Here is a 20,558-nt window from a genome sequence, read left to right as displayed (position 1 = left end):
TTAAATCAACCGAGGGGCTTTTGTATTTAAAGTGCAGTTTTAAGAACTTGTTCTGATACTTTAAGGTCGACGTCCCCACGCTCTGATAGGGCAAGCATTTTATGTTTTTCTAGGTTTGCTAAAATATCTTTTATATCTGCTGATTTAAGTCCATAGTCAGAAAGCCTTGTTTTGATACCAAGACTATTAAAAAACTCTTCAGTTTTAACTATTGCTGCTTCAATGCGTTCATCTTCGCTGCCTGATGTTATTCCGAATATCCTTTCGCCGTACTGGAGGAGCTTTTCTCTCTTCTGATCTTTTCTTACTCGCCACATGGCGGGGAGCACCACAGCAAGAGTTTTTGCGTGATCTATACCGTAGAGAGCAGTCATTTCGTGCCCGATCATATGTACAGACCAGTCCTGCGGTACACCGGAACCGATTAGACCGTTCAGCGCCATAGTTGAACACCATACAAGGTTTGCACGTGAGTCATAGTCTTTGGGGTCTTCGATAGTTTTGCTGCCAATTTCTATAAGAGTCTGAAGTATCCCTTCGGATGTCCTGTCCTGAAATCTACCGTCAACAGGGTATGTAACATATTGCTCTACCGTGTGTACGAATGTGTCTACAACGCCATTTGCAACTTGTGTTGCAGGCAATGAATATGTATATTCCGGATCAAGTATTGAAAAAACTGGGAATGTCCCTGCATTAAATACGGGCATTTTATCTGTCCCTTTTGTTACAACGCCCCCATTGTTCATCTCTGATCCTGTAGCAGGGAGGGTCGCAACTGTGCCTAACGGGAGAACATTTTTCACAGGAGTTCCTTTAGCGCCAAAATATAGAAGCTCTTCCTCTTTGCCATAGAACTCTTTTGCCGGAGCTGTTATTGCTATGAATTTTGTCCCATCCATAACAGAGCCCCCGCCAACAGCCAGAAGGAAGTCTATACCCTCTTTTCTGACAATTTCCACAGCTTTCATAAGGGTTTCAAATTTTGGGTTCGGCTCTATACCTCCGAACTCAAATACCTTTCTGTCTGACTTGGCTAGCTCCTCTTTAACAGCGTTCATCACACCATTTTTGAAGATACTTCCACCGCCGTATGTTATAAGTACCTTAGCATTTTCAGGTATGAGGCTGTTCAACTGCTGAACCTGTCCCTTGCCGAAAACTATCTTTGTGGGATTGCAAAAAACGAAGTTATTCATTGTGTCTCCTCTTTATATATTTGTTACTTATCTAATATAGAGCATTAAGAAATATTTTTAATACCTGATTCTATATATAAATTGCATAATCCTTTCAAATGCTATACTTTATGACCTTAAAGACTCATAAAAACATATCAAATACTGCCATGATGCGGAGTCGTCTAGTGAATCAACATGCAGAAATCCTAAATCAGTTTGACCTCAAAGAGGGGGTAACGCAATCACTTCTTGAAAGTGTCAGATTGTTTAAAGTCACTCACGAGAGACCCCGTGAACCTCTTTTGTATGACCCGTGTATGTGCATTATAGCACAAGGGCACAAAGTCGGCTATGTCGGAGACAGAACATTCAGATATGATCCTGAAAATTACCTTGTTGTATCAATAGCCACTCCTTTTGAGTGCTGCACTTTTGCTGATGAAAATAATCCTCTGCTTGGCATCTTTATAGATATTGATATGGCAATGCTTCATGAGGTTATACATGCCATGGGAAGTCAGGTAAGAACTGTCAGTGGCGGAAAGCTTCCCCAAACAGTTGGTCCGGCTGTAATGGATAATGAAATGTTTGATGCGGTCAGTCGTCTGCTGAACATTCTGCGGTCTGAGACAGACGTGAAAGTTTTAGGAACCGGGCTTGTGAAAGAAATACTTTACAGAGCTCTTAAGGGGAGTCAGGCTCACCTTTTGTATGCCCTTGCTGGATTTGACGGCAGTTTTGCAAATATTGCCCATGTACTGCGCCGTATTCATATAAACTACAACGATAAGCTTGATGTAAACTATCTTGCTGAATATGCGAATATGAGTGTTTCCTCTTTTCATCGTGCTTTTAAAGAAGTGACATCCGAGCCGCCCATGCAGTATTTAAAGAAAGTCAGGCTTACAAAAGCGAAAGACCTCATAGTTAACAAAAGGTTGAAAGCATATTTAGCCGCACAGGAAGTGGGCTATGAAAGCGTTTCTCAGTTCAGCAGGGAGTTTAAACGCTACTTTGGTGAAAGTGCTTCTGAAATGATCAGAAGTGCAAATCTATGCGTGGATGAATGAGCTAATCACAGCTTTAGAGCTTATAAGTCATTGCGAAGAATGTAATAACGAAGCAATCTCAGGATTAACCAGCGAGTCCAAATACTGCCACACCCTGGGGGGTTCAGCGACGTATTTTGCATATGCTCTAGCTGTGACAATAAAGTTGTAACTTCGTGTGTTAAGCACGTGCGAAGCAATAGAACTTCGGGTTTACTCGTGGGAATTTATAAAATTATCAAGTTTCAGTATGACTCCATAAAAAAATAATCTAATATATCCTTGTAATTATCATCCAGATTTGTTAAAAAATTGAAGTTTTGCCCTACGGTTTTTGTAAAGGGCATAGATTACGATAATATCGCTGCTGTCAGAAGCAGTTTATAAGATATAAAAGCATAAAAAACTTGTTGCATAGTAATATGCCTCAGGGTGCAACCTTGGAGGGTTAAATTGCCAAAAAGAGAAGATTTGAAATCAATTATGATTATAGGTTCCGGTCCGATCGTTATTGGTCAGGCGTGTGAGTTTGATTATTCCGGCACACAGGCTGTAAAAGCTCTGAAAGAAGAGGGCTACAGAGTTATTCTTATCAACTCCAACCCTGCAACCATCATGACAGACCCTGAGATAGCCGATGCGACCTACATCGAACCGCTCACTGTTGAAATGGCGGAAAAAATACTTGAGAAAGAACGCCCTGACGCAATCCTGCCCACTGTGGGCGGTCAGACTGCTCTTAACCTTGCAAAAGAGATTAATGATGCCGGTCTGCTTGAGAAATACAATGTTGAGCTGATCGGTGCGAAAATAGAAGCCATCGACAAGGCTGAAGACAGGGAACTGTTCAAACAGGCAATGACTAAGATAGGACTGCACCTCCCTGCCAGTGCGGTTTGTAATACATATCAGGATGCCCTTGACTGTATTGATGAAATTGGATTTCCGGCAATTATCCGTCCGTCATTCACACTCGGCGGGACAGGCGGTAACGTTGCCTATAATATGGAAGAATACAAAGAATATGTCGAATGGGGACTCGAAGCATCGCCTGTAACAGAGATTCTCGTTGAGAAATCTGTTCTCGGCTGGAAAGAGTATGAGCTTGAGGTCATGCGTGACCTTAACGACAATGTTGTTATCATCTGTTCCATCGAAAATGTTGATGCAATGGGCGTCCATACGGGCGACAGTATAACTGTTGCTCCTGCCCAGACACTTACAGACAAGGAATATCAGGAACTGCGTAACGCCGCTATCAAAGTTATCCGTGAGATAGGCGTTGACACAGGCGGTTCGAATGTTCAGTTTGCTGTAAACCCTGCCAACGGTGACCAGATTATTATTGAGATGAACCCGAGAGTTTCCAGAAGCTCTGCTCTTGCCTCAAAAGCCACAGGCTTTCCGATTGCAAAAATAGCTGCTAAACTCGCTGTAGGCTATACTCTCGACGAACTTAAAAATGACATCACTCTTAAGACTCCTGCGTCTTTTGAGCCGACCATAGATTATTGCGTTACCAAATGGCCGAGATTCACCTTCGAAAAATTTCCTGGCGCTGACGACACTCTTACAACTCAGATGAAGTCAGTTGGTGAGGCTATGGCTATCGGACGTACATTCAAAGAATCCCTCCAGAAAGCTATAAGCTCCCTTGAGATCGGTAAATGTGGATTCGATCCTGTTTTTACTGACGAAGAACTGAAAACAGAGAAAGCACAGGACGAGATCAGAGCTCTGCTCCGCAGACCGACTGCTGAGCGTATGTGGTATGTTGCGGAAGCTTTCCGCCTTGGGTGGAGTATAGAAGAGGTTCATTCACTTTGCTTTATCGACCCGTGGTTTCTTCATAACATCAAACAGATAATAGATTTTGAAGCCGAGCTGCAAACGCTCACTATTATGACAATAGACGAAGCTGTATTTAAAAAAGCGAAAGAGTATGGTTTCTCTGACAAACGTCTTGCTGCACTTTTAGGATGCAGCGAGCTTGATGTATGGGAGAAAACAAAAGGTAAAGTCGTCTATAAGCGTGTGGATACATGCGGTGCAGAATTTGAGTCCTTTACGCCATACCTTTACAGCACATATGAAAAAGAATGTGAGGCAGAACCCACAGACAGAAAAAAAATCATGATCCTCGGTGGTGGTCCTAACCGTATAGGTCAGGGGATTGAGTTTGACTACTGCTGTGTGCACGCCTCTTTTGCGCTTGAAGAGATGGGGTTTGAAACTATTATGGTAAACTGTAACCCTGAAACTGTCTCTACAGACTATGACACCTCTGACAGACTTTATTTTGAACCCCTCACCAGAGAACATGTTCTGAATATAGTTCAGAAAGAAAATCCTGACGGTGTTATTGTCCAGTTCGGCGGACAGACGCCTCTGAAGCTGGCTGTGCCCCTCGAAAGGGCAGGGGTGCCTATCCTTGGGACATCTCCTGACAGCATCGACTGTGCAGAAGACAGAGAGCGTTTCAAGGCACTTATGGAAAAGCTTGATATCATGCAGCCGGCAAACGGTATAGCAAAAGCGGCTGACGAAGCATATAAAATTGCAGACCAAATCGGCTACCCTGTGGTTGTGCGCCCTTCATATGTCCTCGGGGGGCGTGCGATGGAGATTGTGTACGACAGGGAATCACTTGAGAACTATATGGTTTACGCAGTTAAAGCCAGTGAAGATCACCCTGTGCTCATTGACAAGTATCTTCTTCATGCGACAGAAGTGGATGTTGATTCCATCAGCGACGGTGAGACATGCGTTATAGGCTCCATAATGCAGCATATAGAAGAAGCAGGTGTTCACTCCGGTGACTCTGCATGCTCTATCCCTACCAGAACCATTAACGATGCTGTTAAGGCTGAACTGATGACTAAGACAAAGCAGATAGCAAAAGAGCTTAATGTCGTAGGACTTATGAACATTCAGTACGCTATAAAAGATGATCAGATATATATGCTTGAGGTTAACCCCAGAGCATCAAGAACTATCCCTTTTGTCAGTAAATCAATAGGTGTTCCTCTTGCAAAAATGGCTGCAAAAGTTATGGCAGGAGCAAAACTGAAAGACCTTGGTTTTACTAAAGAGGTTGAAATCAATTATCATACAGTTAAAGAATCCGTATTCCCTTTTGTCAAATTCCCCGGGACAGACATTGTGCTCGGACCAGAGATGAAATCGACCGGAGAAGTCATGGGGATAGACTATGACTACGGTGCTGCACAATACAAAGCACAGCTCGCAGCGGGCAATAAACTGCCTAAACAGGGGCTTGTTTTCATCAGTGTTAACGATGCCGTAAAACCGGACATTCTGAAAATAGCGAAAGACCTTCAGGCTCTCGGCTTTGGTATTATTTCAACATCCGGAACATACAACTACCTCACAGAAAACGGTTTTGAGGTTGAAAAAGTTGCTAAAGTGCACGAAGGTGTTCGCCCCAACGTTGTAGACAAGATTAAAAACGGCAAAATTGCGTTCGTTATAAATATCCCCGAAGGGAAGAAGTCCCGTCTGGACAGTGAATCTATAAGACGTGTGATGCTCAGTTACAGCGTACCTTATGTAACCTCTGTGGAGGCTGCATCTGCGTCTGTGATAGCCATTAAGGCAAGCCAGAAAGGGGTTACAGTTACCCCTTTACAGGAATTCTATACCAGAGGTAAGTAATGGAAGGAAAGATAGTCCGCAACCAGAAGCTCAATGATAAATATTACCTTCTGGAGATAAAGTGTGAGGAGTTCGTCCGTGAAGCAAAAGTCGGACAATTTGTGATGATAAACACACGGCATCAGGATTATACCAGTGATCCGCTGCTCAGGCGTCCGCTGGGCGTTGCAGATGTTAACGGCGATAGATTTACTCTCGTTTATATGGTTGTAGGCAAAGGCACTATGCTTCTTAGTGAAATGAAGAAGGATGCTGTTGTCAGCTTTTCCTCGCCACAGGGGAGCACCTTTTCAATGGTGGAAAAACAGCGTACCGCTCTGCTTGCCGGAGGCATAGGCATAGCACCTGTGTACTGGCTTGCAAAAGCACTGAAAGACAGAGGGTGTGTGGTTGACCTTTATTACGGCGGACGCACTGTCGACGATGTTGTACTGCTGGAAGAACTCAAGGAAAATACTGATCATCTCATTGTCACAACCGACGATGGTTCAGCCGGAATTAAGGGGCTTGTAGTAGCCCCATTTGAAGAAAATATCGCTTCGTATGATATTGTCTATGCTTGCGGTCCGAAAGGAATGCTACGTGCTGTAAGTAATATATGTGTTAAACATGAACTGCCTGTTGAAGTTTCTCTTGACGAAAGAATGGCGTGCGGACTTGGTGCATGCCTGGGCTGTATTATTTATCTTAAAGAAGGTGACAGCGTGGTTCAGAAGAGATGCTGTGTGGAAGGTCCTGTGTTTGATGGTTCTAAAGTTGTATGGGACACTGTCTGTCAGGGTTAGTGTACTGCTACCGGAAAGTTACTCTTCCGGCGGAAAGATTATTATGATTGTCGAGGGGTAAATAATGTCTGATAGATTGAAAACAACCTTTTGCGGAATAGAATTCAAAAACCCGATAATAACAGCAAGCGGAACTTTCGGCTATGGTCTGGAATACGCTAAGCATATCGATATAAGTAAACTCGGGGGGATATCCGTAAAGGGAATTTCTCTGAAAGAAGCCCCCGGGAATCCTATGCCAAGAATAATGGAAACCACATCGGGTATGCTCAATGCGATAGGGCTTCAGAATGTGGGGGTTGAAAAATTTATCGAAGAGAAGCTCCCCGTTCTGCGTAAGTATGATACAAAAGTTATAGTAAATTTTTGGGGTAAAACCCTTGATGAATATGTTGAAGTTGCAAAGATACTTGATGAGGCAGATGTTGATATGCTGGAGATGAATATCTCTTGTCCGAATATAAAAGAGGGCGGCATAGCTTTTGGCACTGACCCGAAAATGACATTTGAAGTTACCAGCAGAGTAAAGAAAGTTCTTAAAAATAAGCCTCTTATGGTCAAACTCAGCCCCAATGTCACTGATATAAAAGTTTTTGCAAAAGCGTGTGAGGACGCTGGAGCCGACGCCATCAGCGCAATCAATACTCTGCTTGGCATGGCTGTGAACATACACACGAGAAAACCATATATATCGAATGTTACGGGGGGGCTTTCCGGTCCGGCAATCAAACCCGTTGCTGTGCGCATGGTTCACGAAACATTCAAGACAGTTAAAATACCTGTGATGGGGATTGGCGGAATAAGCAACTGGCAGGATATCGTAGAGTTTGCTCTCGTCGGAGCTTCTGCAATGCAGGTTGGCACTGTTAACTTCGTTGATCCGCAGATACCGTTAAAAATCATAGATGAACTCGAAAGCTATCTTACTGCTAATAAAATAGATAATCTTTCTTTGCTGACAGGAACAGTTAAGATATAAAATTAATTTTATTAATCATTTGAAATTTTGGTATTAAATACTATATTCTTACATATAATACACAAGAGAGATCCAAAATGATTAATAATATTATACACAGGAAACGTTTACGTTACCTTATCGCATTCGTGGTGTTTATAACATCTGCGGCATTTGTTCTCAGTCTGCATACGTCAATAAAGATACGAGGGTTCTTTATTGAAAACTCGAAGTTTCTGCTTGAAAATAATGTTTTACTTTTAAAGCAGAGCGTCGAGCAATTCTACATACAAGCAATAGATAATGTTTCTTTACATTTCCGTTTTTTCCGTAATTCAATATATGAAAACGGTAACTTCTCTCTGGACAAAAGCAGTGAAGTTGTTATGGAAGTTGAAGACCAGACAACCAGCCTTAAACATAATATCAAAATACCGCTAATGCTTTATAACGATAAACCGGTAATGGATAATTCTGCATTAATGGATCATTTCGTAAAATCAACAAATACAGAAGGACTTACTTCAACAGTATTTCAAGTAGTTGATCAGGGGCTGCTGCGCATATCGACAAATCTGTTAACTCCCGATAAAAAATATGCTGTTGGAACATTTATTCCTGCTAGCTCACCGGTTTACAATAAAGTTATGAAAGGTGAGAGGTACATCGGTAGAGCCTATGTTGTCGGCAAATGGTATTGGGCAATTTATGAGCCTATAACGTCAGAGAATCAGATAATCGGTGTTCTTTACATGGGGCTAGAAGAAGATGATCTCACAAATATCTTAGAAAAGACTTTTATGTCTGTCAGAATAGGGCTTTCAGGTTACCCATTCCTACAGGATGACAAAGGCAATATTCTTATCCACCCCTTTGATGCAGGGAAAAATATGAGCCATGTAGCAACTCCGGACGGTAAAGTTATTTTTGATATTATGCGTGCCCAGAAGGACGGCTGGGTGGAATATAAGTATCCTAAGCAGGGCAGCAGGCTTCTTCATGACAAGGTCACACGCTTCATGACTATTGAGTCTCTGGGGTGGATTGTTGGGGCAGGAGCATATGAAGACGAGTTTTATACTGGTTTTACTCAGTATGAGATAACTTACAGTATCTTTGTTATTGTGGTCATTCTTGTCGTAGGCAGCGGAGTCGGGGTAACTATATTTAACACCAATAGAAAACTGCTGGATCAGTCAGAACAGCTCCAGAAGCTGGCTGTTGATGCTGAAGAGGCGAATATCGCCAAGTCCGCTTTCCTGGCGAATATGAGCCATGAGATCAGAACACCTCTTAATTCGATAATGGGATTTTCTGACCTGCTGTGTGCATCAGATATTAATGCTAACGACAAAGAATATGCTTTAACCATCTCACAGAGTGCAAGATCACTTTTGAGTATTATCAATGACATTCTGGACATCTCCAAGATTGAAAGCGGCAAAGTGGAACTTTTCAAAGAAGAATTTGACCTGAACCTTATGCTTGATTATGTCATAAAGATGATATCTGTTAGAGCGAGCGAGAAAGATATAAATTTTCTTTTCTACTGTGACACGAATATTCCGGCAAAACTTATCGGGGATTCAGAACGCATTCAGCAGGTTCTTATGAATCTTCTGGGAAATGCAGTTAAATTCACAGAAAAAGGGGGCGAAATTCGTTTGTCAGTGTTTATGGCAGACAAAGCAGACGATACTGTTGATGTCAGGTTTGAGGTTCATGATACAGGGATTGGTATCTCTGAGGCTGCTGTTGCACATATCTTTGAACCTTTTCATCAGGCAGATGCAGGCATAAACAGAAAATATGGCGGAACAGGTCTGGGGCTTACGATATGTAATAAAATACTCCATATTATGGAATCAGAAATTAGAGTATACAGTTCTGAAGGTGTGGGGAGCACGTTTGATTTCACCGTCAGTTTTGAAAAAGATGAGAAGCATATTAAGCCTTTGGACAATAGAAAGAAAAATACAGCTTTCTGTATATACGGATCAGGTGATTCTGAATCTAACACAGAAAAGATGGTTGCAAACTATCTCCGCAGTATCGGAGATGTAGTTTATTATAATGATTACGGCAGTAAAGAAATAGATATTCTTTTTTGTTTTGACCCCTTGAAACTGAGAGAATATATATTATTAAATTTGGAACAGAAAAATGATATTCCTGTTGTCTTTGTCGGGGAAGAAAATAGCCTTGACGCTGAAGCCTCCTCTATGGTGAGTGCGATTATTAGCCATCCGGTATATCCGTCTAAAATTTATAATATTATTATGCAGCTTTGCGGTATAGGTGGGATGTATTCAGATAATGCAGGTATAGAGAGCATCTATTCCGGAACTGTGCTGGTTGCTGAAGATAACCATACGAACCAGCTCCTGATGAAAATTTTGCTGGAAGGGATGGGGGTTAATGTCGTGTTTGCTGCTGACGGAAAAGAAGCTCTTGAATATTGCTCAGAGCAAACGCCCGATCTTGTTCTGATGGATATCAACATGCCTGTAATGGATGGTGTCTCCGCATTTCGTGAGATAAAAAAAGCGAGAGCACTTGCAGGAGAGGATATGGTGCCTGTTGTTGCTCTCACTGCCAACGCAGTTAAATCCGACAGAGATTCATACCTACAGGTTGGTATGGATGACTATCTTTCAAAACCCGTTAATAAAGATGAGCTGCACAGAGTTCTTAAAAAGTATCTCAAAGTTCTTAAAACACGTCCGGCAGGAAACTTTTATAAAAATGTCACCCATGCCGGACAGGCATATGACAAGCAGACCAGCATCAGAAATGTCGGGATCAGTGAGAAAGATTACGATATGATAATAAGCCAGCTTTTTCAGAACCTTGATAATGACATGAAAATGCTGGAGGATGCAGTGAGTGAAGGGGATGCAAAGAATATTTATTGTATTTTACACTACCTGAAAGGGGCAGCAATGAATCTGCATATTTCTACAGTGATTCCGTTACTGGAAGAATATTGTACTAAAGCAAAATCCGGCGATATTGAAAGCTTCGACACTCAACGCATAAGAGCACTTTTCGAACAGGTGAAAGATAAAATAAATGCTTAATAAGTCTTTAGTTAACCTTACTTTCTTTTTATAAGAAAATTTATTCAAAAGGCTGTCCGTACCTTGACTTGATACGTTAAATCAACTAATATCTTCAAACGTAATTTTTTTTTGACAATCAAGCTGTATCCAGAAACGGAGGATTTAATGGCTGAGATAGTAAATGTTGGGCTCATAGGATACGGTACAGTAGGCAAAGGAACCGCTGAGGTACTTCTTAAAAACAAAAACCTTATATTTGAAAACACTGGTATAGACATACGCCTGAAGACGGTGGCTGACCTGGCAATAGACACGGCAAACCCTGATGAACTCCTCTCTCTGTGTGAGGTAGTCACAAACAATGCTGAAGACATACTTAATGATCAGGATATTGATATCGTTGTGGAGCTGATAGGCGGATATACTTTCGCAAAGGACTTTATAATCAGCGCTCTTAACAAGAAAAAGCATGTAGTTTCCGCTAATAAAGCTCTTTTTGCAATGTACGGCACAGAGATATATCAGGCAGCAGAACTAAACAATGTTTCTGTATGTTTCGAAGGAGCCGTGGGCGGGGGCATACCTGTTCTGCGAGTGATCAAAGAAGACCTTGCAGGGAATAATATCAATGAGATATTCGGCATCATTAACGGAACTGCGAATTACATTCTGTCTAAAATGGAAAAAGAGGGGAAAGAGTTTGAAGAAGTGCTGAAAGTAGCACAGGAACTCGGCTACGCAGAAGCAGACCCCACTTTTGATATAGAAGGGATCGACTCTGCGCACAAGATCGCAATACTTGCCTCTATGGCTTTTAACACCCTTATACCTTTTGAGAAGATTTATGTTGAGGGGATTACAAGCATCAAGCAGATAGACATTGAGTTTGCTAAAAAACTCGACTGCAAAATAAAGCTACTCGCAATAGCCAAAAAACATGAAAACGATCTTGAAGTCAGGGTTCATCCTACAATGGTTCCTGATGTTGAGCTTATGGCTCAGGTTGACGGTGTTTTTAATGCTGTTGAGATTATTGGCGACATGTCAGATAAAACGATGCACTACGGAAGAGGAGCTGGCGGTAAGCCGACAGGTTCTGCTGTGGCTGGTGACGTAATCTCCATCGCAAGAGATATCGCTGCCGGATGCACTAAGAGAACACCAATCCTCGGGTTTAAAAAAGATTATACATATTACTACCCTATAAAGGATATAAAGGACATAAAGTCTGCATTCTATCTGCGTTTCAGCGTTGTGGATGAGCCGGGAACACTTGCTATGATAGCAGGAGTTCTGGCTAAATATAATATCAGCATTTCTGAGGCGATTCAGACGGATGAACGTGCCCCTGGTGAAGCTGTAAATATGGTCTTTATGACACATAAAGCATTGGCACGTAAGATTTATGATGCAATAGAAGAAATTGATAAATCTGATGTAATGCGTGATAAAACAGTAGCCATAAGAGTTAAGGAGCTGGTCTGATGAAATATCTGGTACTGCTCACCGATGGAATGAGCGACCATCAGCTTGAGGAGCTTGGCGGTAAAACTGTCATGCAGTATGCCAAGACACCCAACCTCGATTATATGGCAGCAAATGGTGTCGGTGGTTTTGTGAAGTCCACTCCGGACGGATATTACCCCGGAAGCGACATATGCAACCTTACCATGATGGGGTATGACCCTACACAATTTTATTCCGGCAGAAGCCCCCTTGAGGCAGGCAGTGCAGGGATTGAGCTTGGGACAAAAGATATGTCTTTCAGGTGCAACCTCGTCACGCTTGACGGGGAGATCATGGAGGACAACTCGGCCCACCATATAGATAATGAAACTGCCGGAAAGGCTATAGATGAACTGAACGCCATCTTTAATACAGAAGGTGTTGAGTTTTATAAAGGGCTTGGCTTCCGCAATCTGATGGTCTTGAGGGATGTTGACTTTAACCTGGAAACCACACCTCCCCACGACATAATGGGGCAGGACGCCAGCGGATATCTCCCGAAAGGGAAAGGTTCCGAAAAGCTTATAGATGTTATGGAGAGGGCAAAAGCTATCTTCTCTGACGGGAAATACGGCAGGGCTAACGGCATATGGTTCTGGGGAGAGGGGACAAGACCAGCCATGCCTCTTTTTAAAGACCTCTACGGTATGGACGGCGCTGTTGTTGCCGCCGTAGACCTTATACGGGGTATCGGCAGGTTCGGAGGAATGAATGTGCTTACTGTTCCGGGTGCGACCGGATTTATAGATACGAATTTCGAAGGCAAGGCAGAGTACGCTGTTAATGCCTTTAAAGATGCTGACTATGTTTTTCTTCATGTAGAGGCTGCTGATGAAGCGGGGCACATGGGAAGCATAGAGGAAAAAGTGAAAGCGGTGGAAAATATTGACAGCCGGATGTGTCCTATCATCCTTGAGGGGATGAAGCAGTACGGCGATTTCAGGATACTTGTTTCCCCTGACCACCCGACACCTGTTAAGCTCCGCACTCATGTTGCAGAGCCTGTTCCTGCTATTATTTTCGGCACAGGTGTGAACCCTGATGAGAATCAGACCTATGACGAATTTATGAAGCCTACCTTCTTCATTGAAGAGGGTTATAAAATAGCGGATTTTTTTCTTAAAAGCACCGTGATAAACGGTTAGCCACACAAGGAGGGACCTGTGGGCATTGTTGTAATGAAGTTCGGAGGAACCAGCGTAGGTTCTCTTGAACGTATCAGAAATGTTGCGAACATTATCGCAAAAAAGAAGGATGAAGGGCATGACGTTGTAGTTACTGTTTCTGCAATGGCCGGTGAAACCGACAGACTTATCAATCTTCTTAAGGAAATCGACGAGGATTTTTCTCCTCGTGAGTATGATCAGCTTGTTCATACCGGAGAAACAGCCAGCTCTCCGCTGGTGGCTCAGACGCTTATTTCAATGGGCTACCCTGCCGTTTCTCTGACGGGATATCAGTTCGGTATGATCACAGATGGTTCCTACAGCAAAAGCCGTATTCTGGACATAAAAGCTGACAGAATATTCAAAGAACTTGAAAAAGGCAAAATATGTATTTGTGCAGGTTTTCAAGGGGTTGACCCGAAAACCGATGATATAAACACGCTGGGAAGAGGCGGCTCCGATACCACAGCAGTCGCTATTGCCGCTGCATTGAAAGCTACTGTCTGTGAGATTTACACTGACGTTGACGGTATTTACACAGCAGACCCCAGAATTGTTAAAAACGCAAAAAAACTCGATAAAATATCCTATAACGAAATGCTTGAGCTTGCATCACTCGGAGCTAAAGTGCTCCAGTCAAGGTGTGTTGAACTAGGCATGAACCATGATGTAGATATTCTTGTACTTTCCTCTCTGGAGGAGAAGCCCGGTACACTTGTCACAAAGGAGGACGAAGAGATGGAGCAGGTTGTAGTAACTGGTGTGGTTTCTGATAAAAATCAGGCTAAAATAACTCTTACAGAAGTACCTGACAGCCCAGGTATCGCATCAACTATTTTTAATAAAATTGCAGCAGAAAATATAAATGTGGACGTGATAGTACAGAACGTAAGCAAAGAGGGAAATACTGACCTCTCATTTACTGTGCAGAAAACAGACCTTATCAGAGCTAAGGATGTTTGCAGTCAAGTTGCTAAAGAGATCGGCGCCAAGGAGGTTTTGGCAGATGGTGACATCGCCAAAGTCAGTATTGTGGGGGTTGGCATGAGAAGCCATTCCGGCGTTGCAGCAAAAATGTTCACTCTCCTCGCTGAAATGGGCGTGAACCTGATGATGATAACAACCAGCGAGATAAAAGTTTCCTGTGTAGTAGAGGAGAAATACTCCGAACTCGCAGTGAGAACTCTTCATGAGGCTTTTGTCGAGGAATAAACAACTTTTCGGAGAATATTATGTCAAAAAGAGTGGAGATATACGACACCACACTGAGAGACGGAACTCAGTCGGAAGACGTAAATTTTACCATCGCAGATAAAGTCAAGATAGCCGAAGCTCTTTATGATTTCGGTGTCAGATATATAGAAGGCGGATGGCCTGGGTCAAACCCAAGAGATATCGGTTTCTTTAAGGCGGTAAAAGGGTCATCTGTTCCTGATGATCATATCGCAGCTTTCGGAAGCACAAGGCGTGCAAAAAGAACATGTGATAATGACGAAAATATTCAGGCTCTGCTTGAGGTGGAAGTTCCCAACCTTACTATCTTCGGGAAGACATGGGATCTGCACGTTACAGAAGCTCTGAAAATAGAGCTGGACCAAAACCTCGAACTTATCAATGATTCGCTCTCTTACCTCAAGACAAAAGTTGACAGAGCATTTTACGATGCAGAGCACTTCTTTGACGGTTATAAAGCCAATAAGGAATATGCACTCAGAACCCTCAAAGCGGCTATGGATGCAAAAGCTGACTGCATTATACTCTGCGACACCAACGGCGGGACAATGCCTGCTGAGATAGGCAGCATCATAGATGAAGTTAGGAAAGTAACGGGGGACTATCCCCTTGGTATACACTGCCATAACGACAGCGACTGTGCTGTTGCAAACTCTGTAATTGCTGTAAAACATGGCATTGTACATGTGCAGGGGACTGTGAACGGATATGGTGAAAGGTGTGGGAATGCAAACATAATGTCTGTCATCCCTAATCTTCAGCTTAAATACGGCTATGAATGTGTTCCGGTGGATAAACTTAAAAACCTCAGAACTGTCTCAAGGTATATCAACGAACTTGGGAACCTGAAACATAATATACACCAGCCCTACGTAGGGCGTTCTGCATTTGCCCATAAGGGCGGGGTGCACGTCAGTGCTATTATGAAAAATTCCAGCACGTATGAGCACATTGAGCCGGAGCTTGTGGGGAACAGACAGCGTGTCCTGCTTTCTGACCTTTCCGGTAAGTCTAATCTTATCTATAAAGCAAAAGATTTCGGTCTGGATGTTGACAGCAGCGATCCTAAAATCAATGCTGTTGTTGAAAGACTCAAAGAGCTTGAAAATAAGGGTTTTCAGTTCGAAGGAGCCGAGGCTTCTTTTGAGCTGCTTATGCGCAAAACAATGGGAACCTTTACACCGTTTTTCGATTCAATCAGCTATCGTGTTATTGATGAAATGAACACCAATATGGGATCGCCGCTTGCTGAAGCTACAGTGATGATTAAAGTTGATGGTGAACAGGAACACACAGCAGCGGCCGGTAACGGTCCTGTAAACGCCATTGATAACGCCATCAGAAAAGCACTCCTCAACTTTTATCCCAACCTGAAAGATATGGAGCTTGTAGACTATAAAGTACGTATACTAACTACGGGCACTGGGACAGAGGCTGTTACAAGAGTTCTGGTAGAATCGAAAGATACTGACGGCACATGGGGTACGGTCGGGGTAGCCACTAATATTGTAGATGCCTCATATCAGGCTTTGATGGACTCTATTGAATATAAATTATTGAAAGATAAAGAAAAAGAATAACAATCTCTATGCCGCTCAGATTTTTCAGAGCGGCTTTTTTTGTTGTTGACATGTCCTAAGTAACTACTATAATTAATAGTGTGATTGGTTGATCTTAATTATTTTGTTGAATATTTCACTCAAAGATAGATATTAAAATTATATAAGAATACAAAAGAACTTTTGCCCGGCTATTTCTATGCTTTATCCCTCCTCCCCCCTTAAAGCATGTAGCCGGGATTTTTTTATGCGGTCGAAGACAGAACACCACGCATTTATGCGTTGCTGAATGAGCTAATCACAGCTTTAGAGCTTATAAGTCATTAAGAGGAAAGTAATAACGAAGCAATCTCAGGATTAACTAATGAGTCCAAAGACTGCCACAGCCCTGCGGACCTCGCAGTGACGTATTTTGCATATGCTCTACAGGTTTCCCCGAGGGAATCTATTTAGTCCGGTTTAATCCAGCCTTCTTCCTGCGCCAATTCAACTATACGCATAGCGACAAAGTCAACTGTCTTGTTACAGGAGTTATATTTGCCTATGCCAAAAACTTTTGAGCTGTTTTTAGTTATTACACGACAGCAGGCGCTTTTAAATTCTTTTCTGAAATCATCATGGAGAGTTTTAACAACCCTCTCAAGCCGTTTTGTTGACTCTTCGTTTGTCAGTCTCCCCCCCATAGTGCTGAGTATAAAAATACCACTGTTAAGAGCACCGCAGATGCATCCCGAGCCTCCGACCCCTTCTACAAAAGCAGACATTCCTCTTTTAGTATCTTCTGAAAAAGTTTTGTCGGTATATTTTTCGAAAGCCAGCATAACAGATTCCGAGCAATGATAACCGCTTTTGAAAAGCTTTACGGCTTCGAGAGAAACCAGAACAGCAATAGAGTCAGACATAATTTCACCTGTAAACGAATTTTATAACATTGCTAAGATAATCAATGAGAAATATGTGTCAACATAATTATATTGCGGGGAATGAACATTTTAGATATTATTTGCTATGTAAATACATCGAGGATACGATGAAGAAATTTTTATTTATTTTATTATTTATTACATCTTCAATTACGTTTGCCAATGAGGTAACCGTAGAAGACATGGCAGGAAGGAGTGTGCAAACTCCTGAAAAGGTTACGAAGCTGGTTGCAATTGGTCCAGGAGCATTACGCATGGTTGTTTATGCCGGCGCACAGGACATGATAGTTGGCAGAGAACTGATGGACGGTATGGAACAAATGTCTTTCAAACCGTATATGCTTTCTTTGCCGGACTCATACAAAGATCTGCCTGTGATATCATCTGGCGGCAGTGACAATATGCCGGATATAGAGCAAATTGTTGCACTTGCTCCAGACGTTATTTTTGCCTCATCTTTTTCAATAAAGCAAATGGATGAAATTCAGAATAAGACCAATATCCCTGTAGTAAGTATAACCTATGGCAGTACGGGACACACCGATATCCGAACAGTAAAAAACTGTTTACGGCTAGTAGGTTACTTAACACAAACACAACAGAGAGCGCAGGAAATAGTGAACTATATGGCTATTCTCCGGAAAGATCTGTTGCAGCGTACCGAAGGCGTATCTGACAAAAAAGTTTATATGGCTTCAGTGGCTTATCACATAGCCCGAGGCTTTAACAGTTCAGACACAAAACACCCTGCCTGTTGTCTGGTAGGTGGAAGTAATGTTGCCGGTATACTTTCAGAAAGATCAAAGGGAACACATACTATGCTGCAAATGGAGTCTATCCTTAAACAGCAGCCAGATTATATTTTTTATGATGTGACAGGGTTAGAGGTTCTTAAGGATGATTATAAGTACATCAGCACTCTTTTGAAACTTTTTGACGCTGTGAAAAAAGAAAGGATATACGTTGTCCCTCCATATAACTGGTACAATTCAAACGTCGAGAATATATTTGTCACAGCATATTTTATGGGAAAGGTTATGTATCCTGAAAAGTTTGCGGATGTGAATATCTATAATATAGCAAACGAGATATATAATGTTTTTCTGCAAAATGACTCTTACAGAACACTTACTGAAAGCTATCCTGTATACAAGAAAATTATTTTTCATGAAGACAGCTTCAGCATTAAAAACTAATCTTTGATATCTACAAAAAAAGGCGGGCTCACATAAACCCGCCTTTTATTATTCTAAACAGGAAATTCAAATACTACATTTCCATTTTTAATTGTGTAAAGTGCTGCACCTTTTAGTGTTTTTCCAAGAAAAGGGGTGTTCATCGATTTTGACTTATTCATTTTCTCATCGAAAACATATTCTTTGTTTTCATCAATGATGACTATATCTGCCCGCTTGCCTTCCGCTATTTCGCCTCTGTCAGTTTTTCGGATAAGTTTTGCAGGGTTATAGGACATCACACGGACAAGGTCATTCATAGACATTATATTTCTTTCCACCAGCTTAAGTGAAAGAGGGAGAAGGGTCTGGAGCCCTATAATGCCGAACATGGCAAGGTCAAACTCAACTTTTTTCTCATCAATATGGTGAGGTGCGTGGTCTGTTACGATACAATCGATGTCACCTTTTTTCAGTCCGTCCAGCATGGCTTCGACATCTGCATCACTTCTCAGCGGAGGGTTCATCTTGTAGTTTGTGTCATAAGAAAGAAGCTCTCTCTCTGTGAGGGTAAAGTGATGAGGTGTAACCTCGCAAGTAACATTTATCCCCTGAGCTTTTGCCCACCGAATGAGCTCCAGTGTGCCTTTCGAGCTTATGTGACATATGTGTACGTGTGCCCCTGTGAGCTTTGCCATGAGGATATCCCTTGCGACCATAACTTCTTCTGACTCTGCGGGAATGCTGCGGAGTCCTGTTATGGTTGCTATCTCTCCGTCGTTGATAACGCCCGCACCGGTAAGAGACTTATCTTCTGCGTGACTGATTACAAACGAGCCGAATTGTGATGCATACTCCGCTGCTCGACGGAAAACTTCTGCACTGGCAACAGGGAGTCCATCATCAGAAAAGCCGATAGCGCCTGCTTCCGTCATGTCTCCCATCTCTGTAAGCTCTTCTCCTGCCATCCTTTTTGTCATGGCTCCAATGGGGAAAATGTCACATATCCCGCATTCCTTACCTTTATCTATCATGAATTTCGTAATTGCATTGTTATCGTTAATGGGGCTGGTGTTTGCCATAGGGCATATACCGGTAACACCGCCTGCAACTGCCGCATGTGAGCCGGAAGCGATATCTTCTTTATATTCAAAGCCGGGATCGCGGAGGTGAACGTGCATATCTATAATGCCCGGGATAGTGTAGTGTCCCTTACAGTCAATGACTTTATCAGCTTTCTCACTGTCCGAAGCTTCTAGAGAGGCGATGATTTCACCGTCTATGAGGATATTGCCCTCTATAGTTTTATCGTGATTAACTATTTTACAATTTTTAAGAAGCGTTTTCAATTTTTCCCCCTTTTCTGTTTCCGAGTAGATAGAGAGCTGCCATGCGAACGGCAACACCGTTAGAAACCTGATCAAGGACAACAGCCCTGTTACAGTCTGCAACATTAGTCATAAGTTCAACCCCTCTGTTGATAGGGCCGGGGTGCATAACGATTGCGTCTTTGTCGGCTATCTCCAGCTTCTCGTTAGTCAGCCCGAAGAATTTGGCATATTCCCTTGTGGACGGCAGGAGAAGCTTACCCTGTCTTTCATGCTGGATGCGGAGCATAATTATAACGTCAGCTCCTTCCAGTGCTTCTTCCATGCTGGTACATTTACGGCAGTTGAACGGTGCTATGTATTTAGGAAGCATGGTGAGGGGGCCGTAAACGCGGACATTTGCGCCAAGCTTATTCATCGCCCATATATCCGATCTTGCCACCCTTGAATGCGTAATGTCGCCTATGATGGCTATTTCAAGTCCCTTTATCTTTCCTTTACGCTGCCTGATTGTCAGCAGGTCAAGCAATGCCTGTGTAGGGTGCTCATTCAGACCATCTCCGGCGTTAACAACTGCTGTGTCAGTATTTTCAGCTATGAGTTTTACTGCACCGGAGTAGCTGTGGCGCACAACGAAAACATCAGAATGCATCGCCTCCATATTTTTTACAGTATCGATGAGGGTTTCCCCTTTTGTTGTACTGCTTGAGGAGGCTGTAAAGTTAATGGTGTCGGCTGAAAGTCTCTTTCCTGCAATCTCAAAGGATGTTCTGGTTCTTGTAGACGGCTCAAAAAAAACATTGATCACAGTCCTTCCTTTAAGTGTCGGAACTTTTTTTACATCCCGTTCGTTAATCTCGCAAAATGTCTGGGCAGTGTCCAGAAGATAAGTTATCTCCTCCGCGCTCAGGTCGGACATTCCCAAAAGATCTTTTCTATTGTAAGACATTCGGTCTCT

14 protein-coding genes are annotated in these 20,558 nt (G+C 42.5%); 10 read left to right on the top strand and 4 right to left on the bottom strand.

Annotated elements, in window-relative coordinates; genetic code table 11:
• Window positions 1-26: 26 nt before the first annotated feature.
• On the bottom strand, window positions 27-1,199 hold the full coding sequence (locus DACET_RS07160; RefSeq protein ID WP_013010716.1) for an iron-containing alcohol dehydrogenase: 1,173 nt from the start codon (window positions 1,197-1,199) through the stop codon (window positions 27-29).
• A gap of 167 nt (window positions 1,200-1,366) precedes the next feature.
• Between DACET_RS07160 and DACET_RS07155 the strand changes: the two genes are divergently transcribed.
• The 9 genes from DACET_RS07155 (at window position 1,367) to cimA (ending at window position 16,195) form a co-directional block, all read left to right on the top strand.
• On the top strand, window positions 1,367-2,251 hold the full coding sequence (locus DACET_RS07155) for an AraC family transcriptional regulator (RefSeq protein WP_013010715.1): 885 nt from the start codon (window positions 1,367-1,369) through the stop codon (window positions 2,249-2,251).
• 432 nt (window positions 2,252-2,683) lie between these two features.
• Complete coding sequence (gene carB / locus DACET_RS07150) at window positions 2,684-5,905, top strand: carbamoyl-phosphate synthase large subunit (protein ID WP_013010714.1); 3,222 nt, start codon at window positions 2,684-2,686, stop codon at window positions 5,903-5,905.
• Window positions 5,905-6,690, top strand: coding sequence for a dihydroorotate dehydrogenase electron transfer subunit (locus DACET_RS07145; RefSeq protein WP_013010713.1), 786 nt, complete (start codon window positions 5,905-5,907; stop codon window positions 6,688-6,690). Before carB ends, DACET_RS07145 begins: the two co-directional genes overlap by 1 nt.
• A 64-nt stretch (window positions 6,691-6,754) precedes the next feature.
• A complete protein-coding gene (locus DACET_RS07140) occupies window positions 6,755-7,669 on the top strand; it encodes a dihydroorotate dehydrogenase (protein ID WP_013010712.1) in 915 nt (304 codons plus the stop codon).
• Window positions 7,670-7,746: 77 nt separating this feature from the next.
• Window positions 7,747-10,728 (top strand): Cache 3/Cache 2 fusion domain-containing protein, encoded by a 2,982-nt coding sequence (locus tag DACET_RS07135; RefSeq protein ID WP_013010711.1) that lies wholly within the window; start codon window positions 7,747-7,749, stop codon window positions 10,726-10,728.
• 147 nt (window positions 10,729-10,875) lie between these two features.
• Window positions 10,876-12,195, top strand: a complete 1,320-nt coding sequence (locus tag DACET_RS07130) for a homoserine dehydrogenase (protein WP_013010710.1) — start codon at window positions 10,876-10,878, stop codon at window positions 12,193-12,195.
• Window positions 12,195-13,361, top strand: coding sequence for a cofactor-independent phosphoglycerate mutase (locus DACET_RS07125; protein WP_013010709.1), 1,167 nt, complete (start codon window positions 12,195-12,197; stop codon window positions 13,359-13,361). Before DACET_RS07130 ends, DACET_RS07125 begins: the two co-directional genes overlap by 1 nt.
• An 18-nt stretch (window positions 13,362-13,379) precedes the next feature.
• Window positions 13,380-14,594 (top strand): aspartate kinase, encoded by a 1,215-nt coding sequence (locus DACET_RS07120; RefSeq protein ID WP_013010708.1) that lies wholly within the window; start codon window positions 13,380-13,382, stop codon window positions 14,592-14,594.
• A 20-nt stretch (window positions 14,595-14,614) separates the two neighbouring features.
• On the top strand, window positions 14,615-16,195 hold the full coding sequence (cimA, locus tag DACET_RS07115; RefSeq protein WP_013010707.1) for a citramalate synthase: 1,581 nt from the start codon (window positions 14,615-14,617) through the stop codon (window positions 16,193-16,195).
• 428 nt (window positions 16,196-16,623) lie between these two features.
• Here cimA and DACET_RS07110 read toward each other — a convergent pair whose 3' ends face one another.
• Window positions 16,624-17,076, bottom strand: coding sequence for a C-GCAxxG-C-C family protein (locus tag DACET_RS07110; RefSeq protein ID WP_013010706.1), 453 nt, complete (start codon window positions 17,074-17,076; stop codon window positions 16,624-16,626).
• Between the two features lie 128 nt (window positions 17,077-17,204).
• Here DACET_RS07110 and DACET_RS07105 point away from each other — a divergent pair, with 128 nt between their 5' ends.
• Window positions 17,205-18,293 (top strand): ABC transporter substrate-binding protein, encoded by a 1,089-nt coding sequence (locus DACET_RS07105; RefSeq protein ID WP_013010705.1) that lies wholly within the window; start codon window positions 17,205-17,207, stop codon window positions 18,291-18,293.
• A 53-nt stretch (window positions 18,294-18,346) separates the two neighbouring features.
• On the opposite strand, the gene DACET_RS07100 is transcribed toward DACET_RS07105, so the two are convergent.
• Together DACET_RS07100 and DACET_RS07095 are read right to left on the bottom strand one after the other, a co-directional pair.
• Window positions 18,347-19,621 carry a dihydroorotase gene (locus DACET_RS07100; protein WP_013010704.1) on the bottom strand — a complete coding sequence of 425 codons (1,275 nt, stop codon included), beginning with the start codon at window positions 19,619-19,621 and terminating at the stop codon, window positions 18,347-18,349.
• Window positions 19,605-20,549, bottom strand: coding sequence for an aspartate carbamoyltransferase catalytic subunit (locus tag DACET_RS07095; RefSeq protein WP_013010703.1), 945 nt, complete (start codon window positions 20,547-20,549; stop codon window positions 19,605-19,607). Before DACET_RS07095 ends, DACET_RS07100 begins: the two co-directional genes overlap by 17 nt.
• Window positions 20,550-20,558 lie beyond the last annotated feature (9 nt).

Source organism: Denitrovibrio acetiphilus DSM 12809, assembly GCF_000025725.1.
Taxonomy (GTDB): Bacteria; Chrysiogenota; Deferribacteres; order Deferribacterales; family Geovibrionaceae; genus Denitrovibrio; species Denitrovibrio acetiphilus.
The sequence above is the reverse complement of the archived record's forward strand: the minus strand, read 5'-3'. Positions and strand labels throughout refer to the sequence as shown.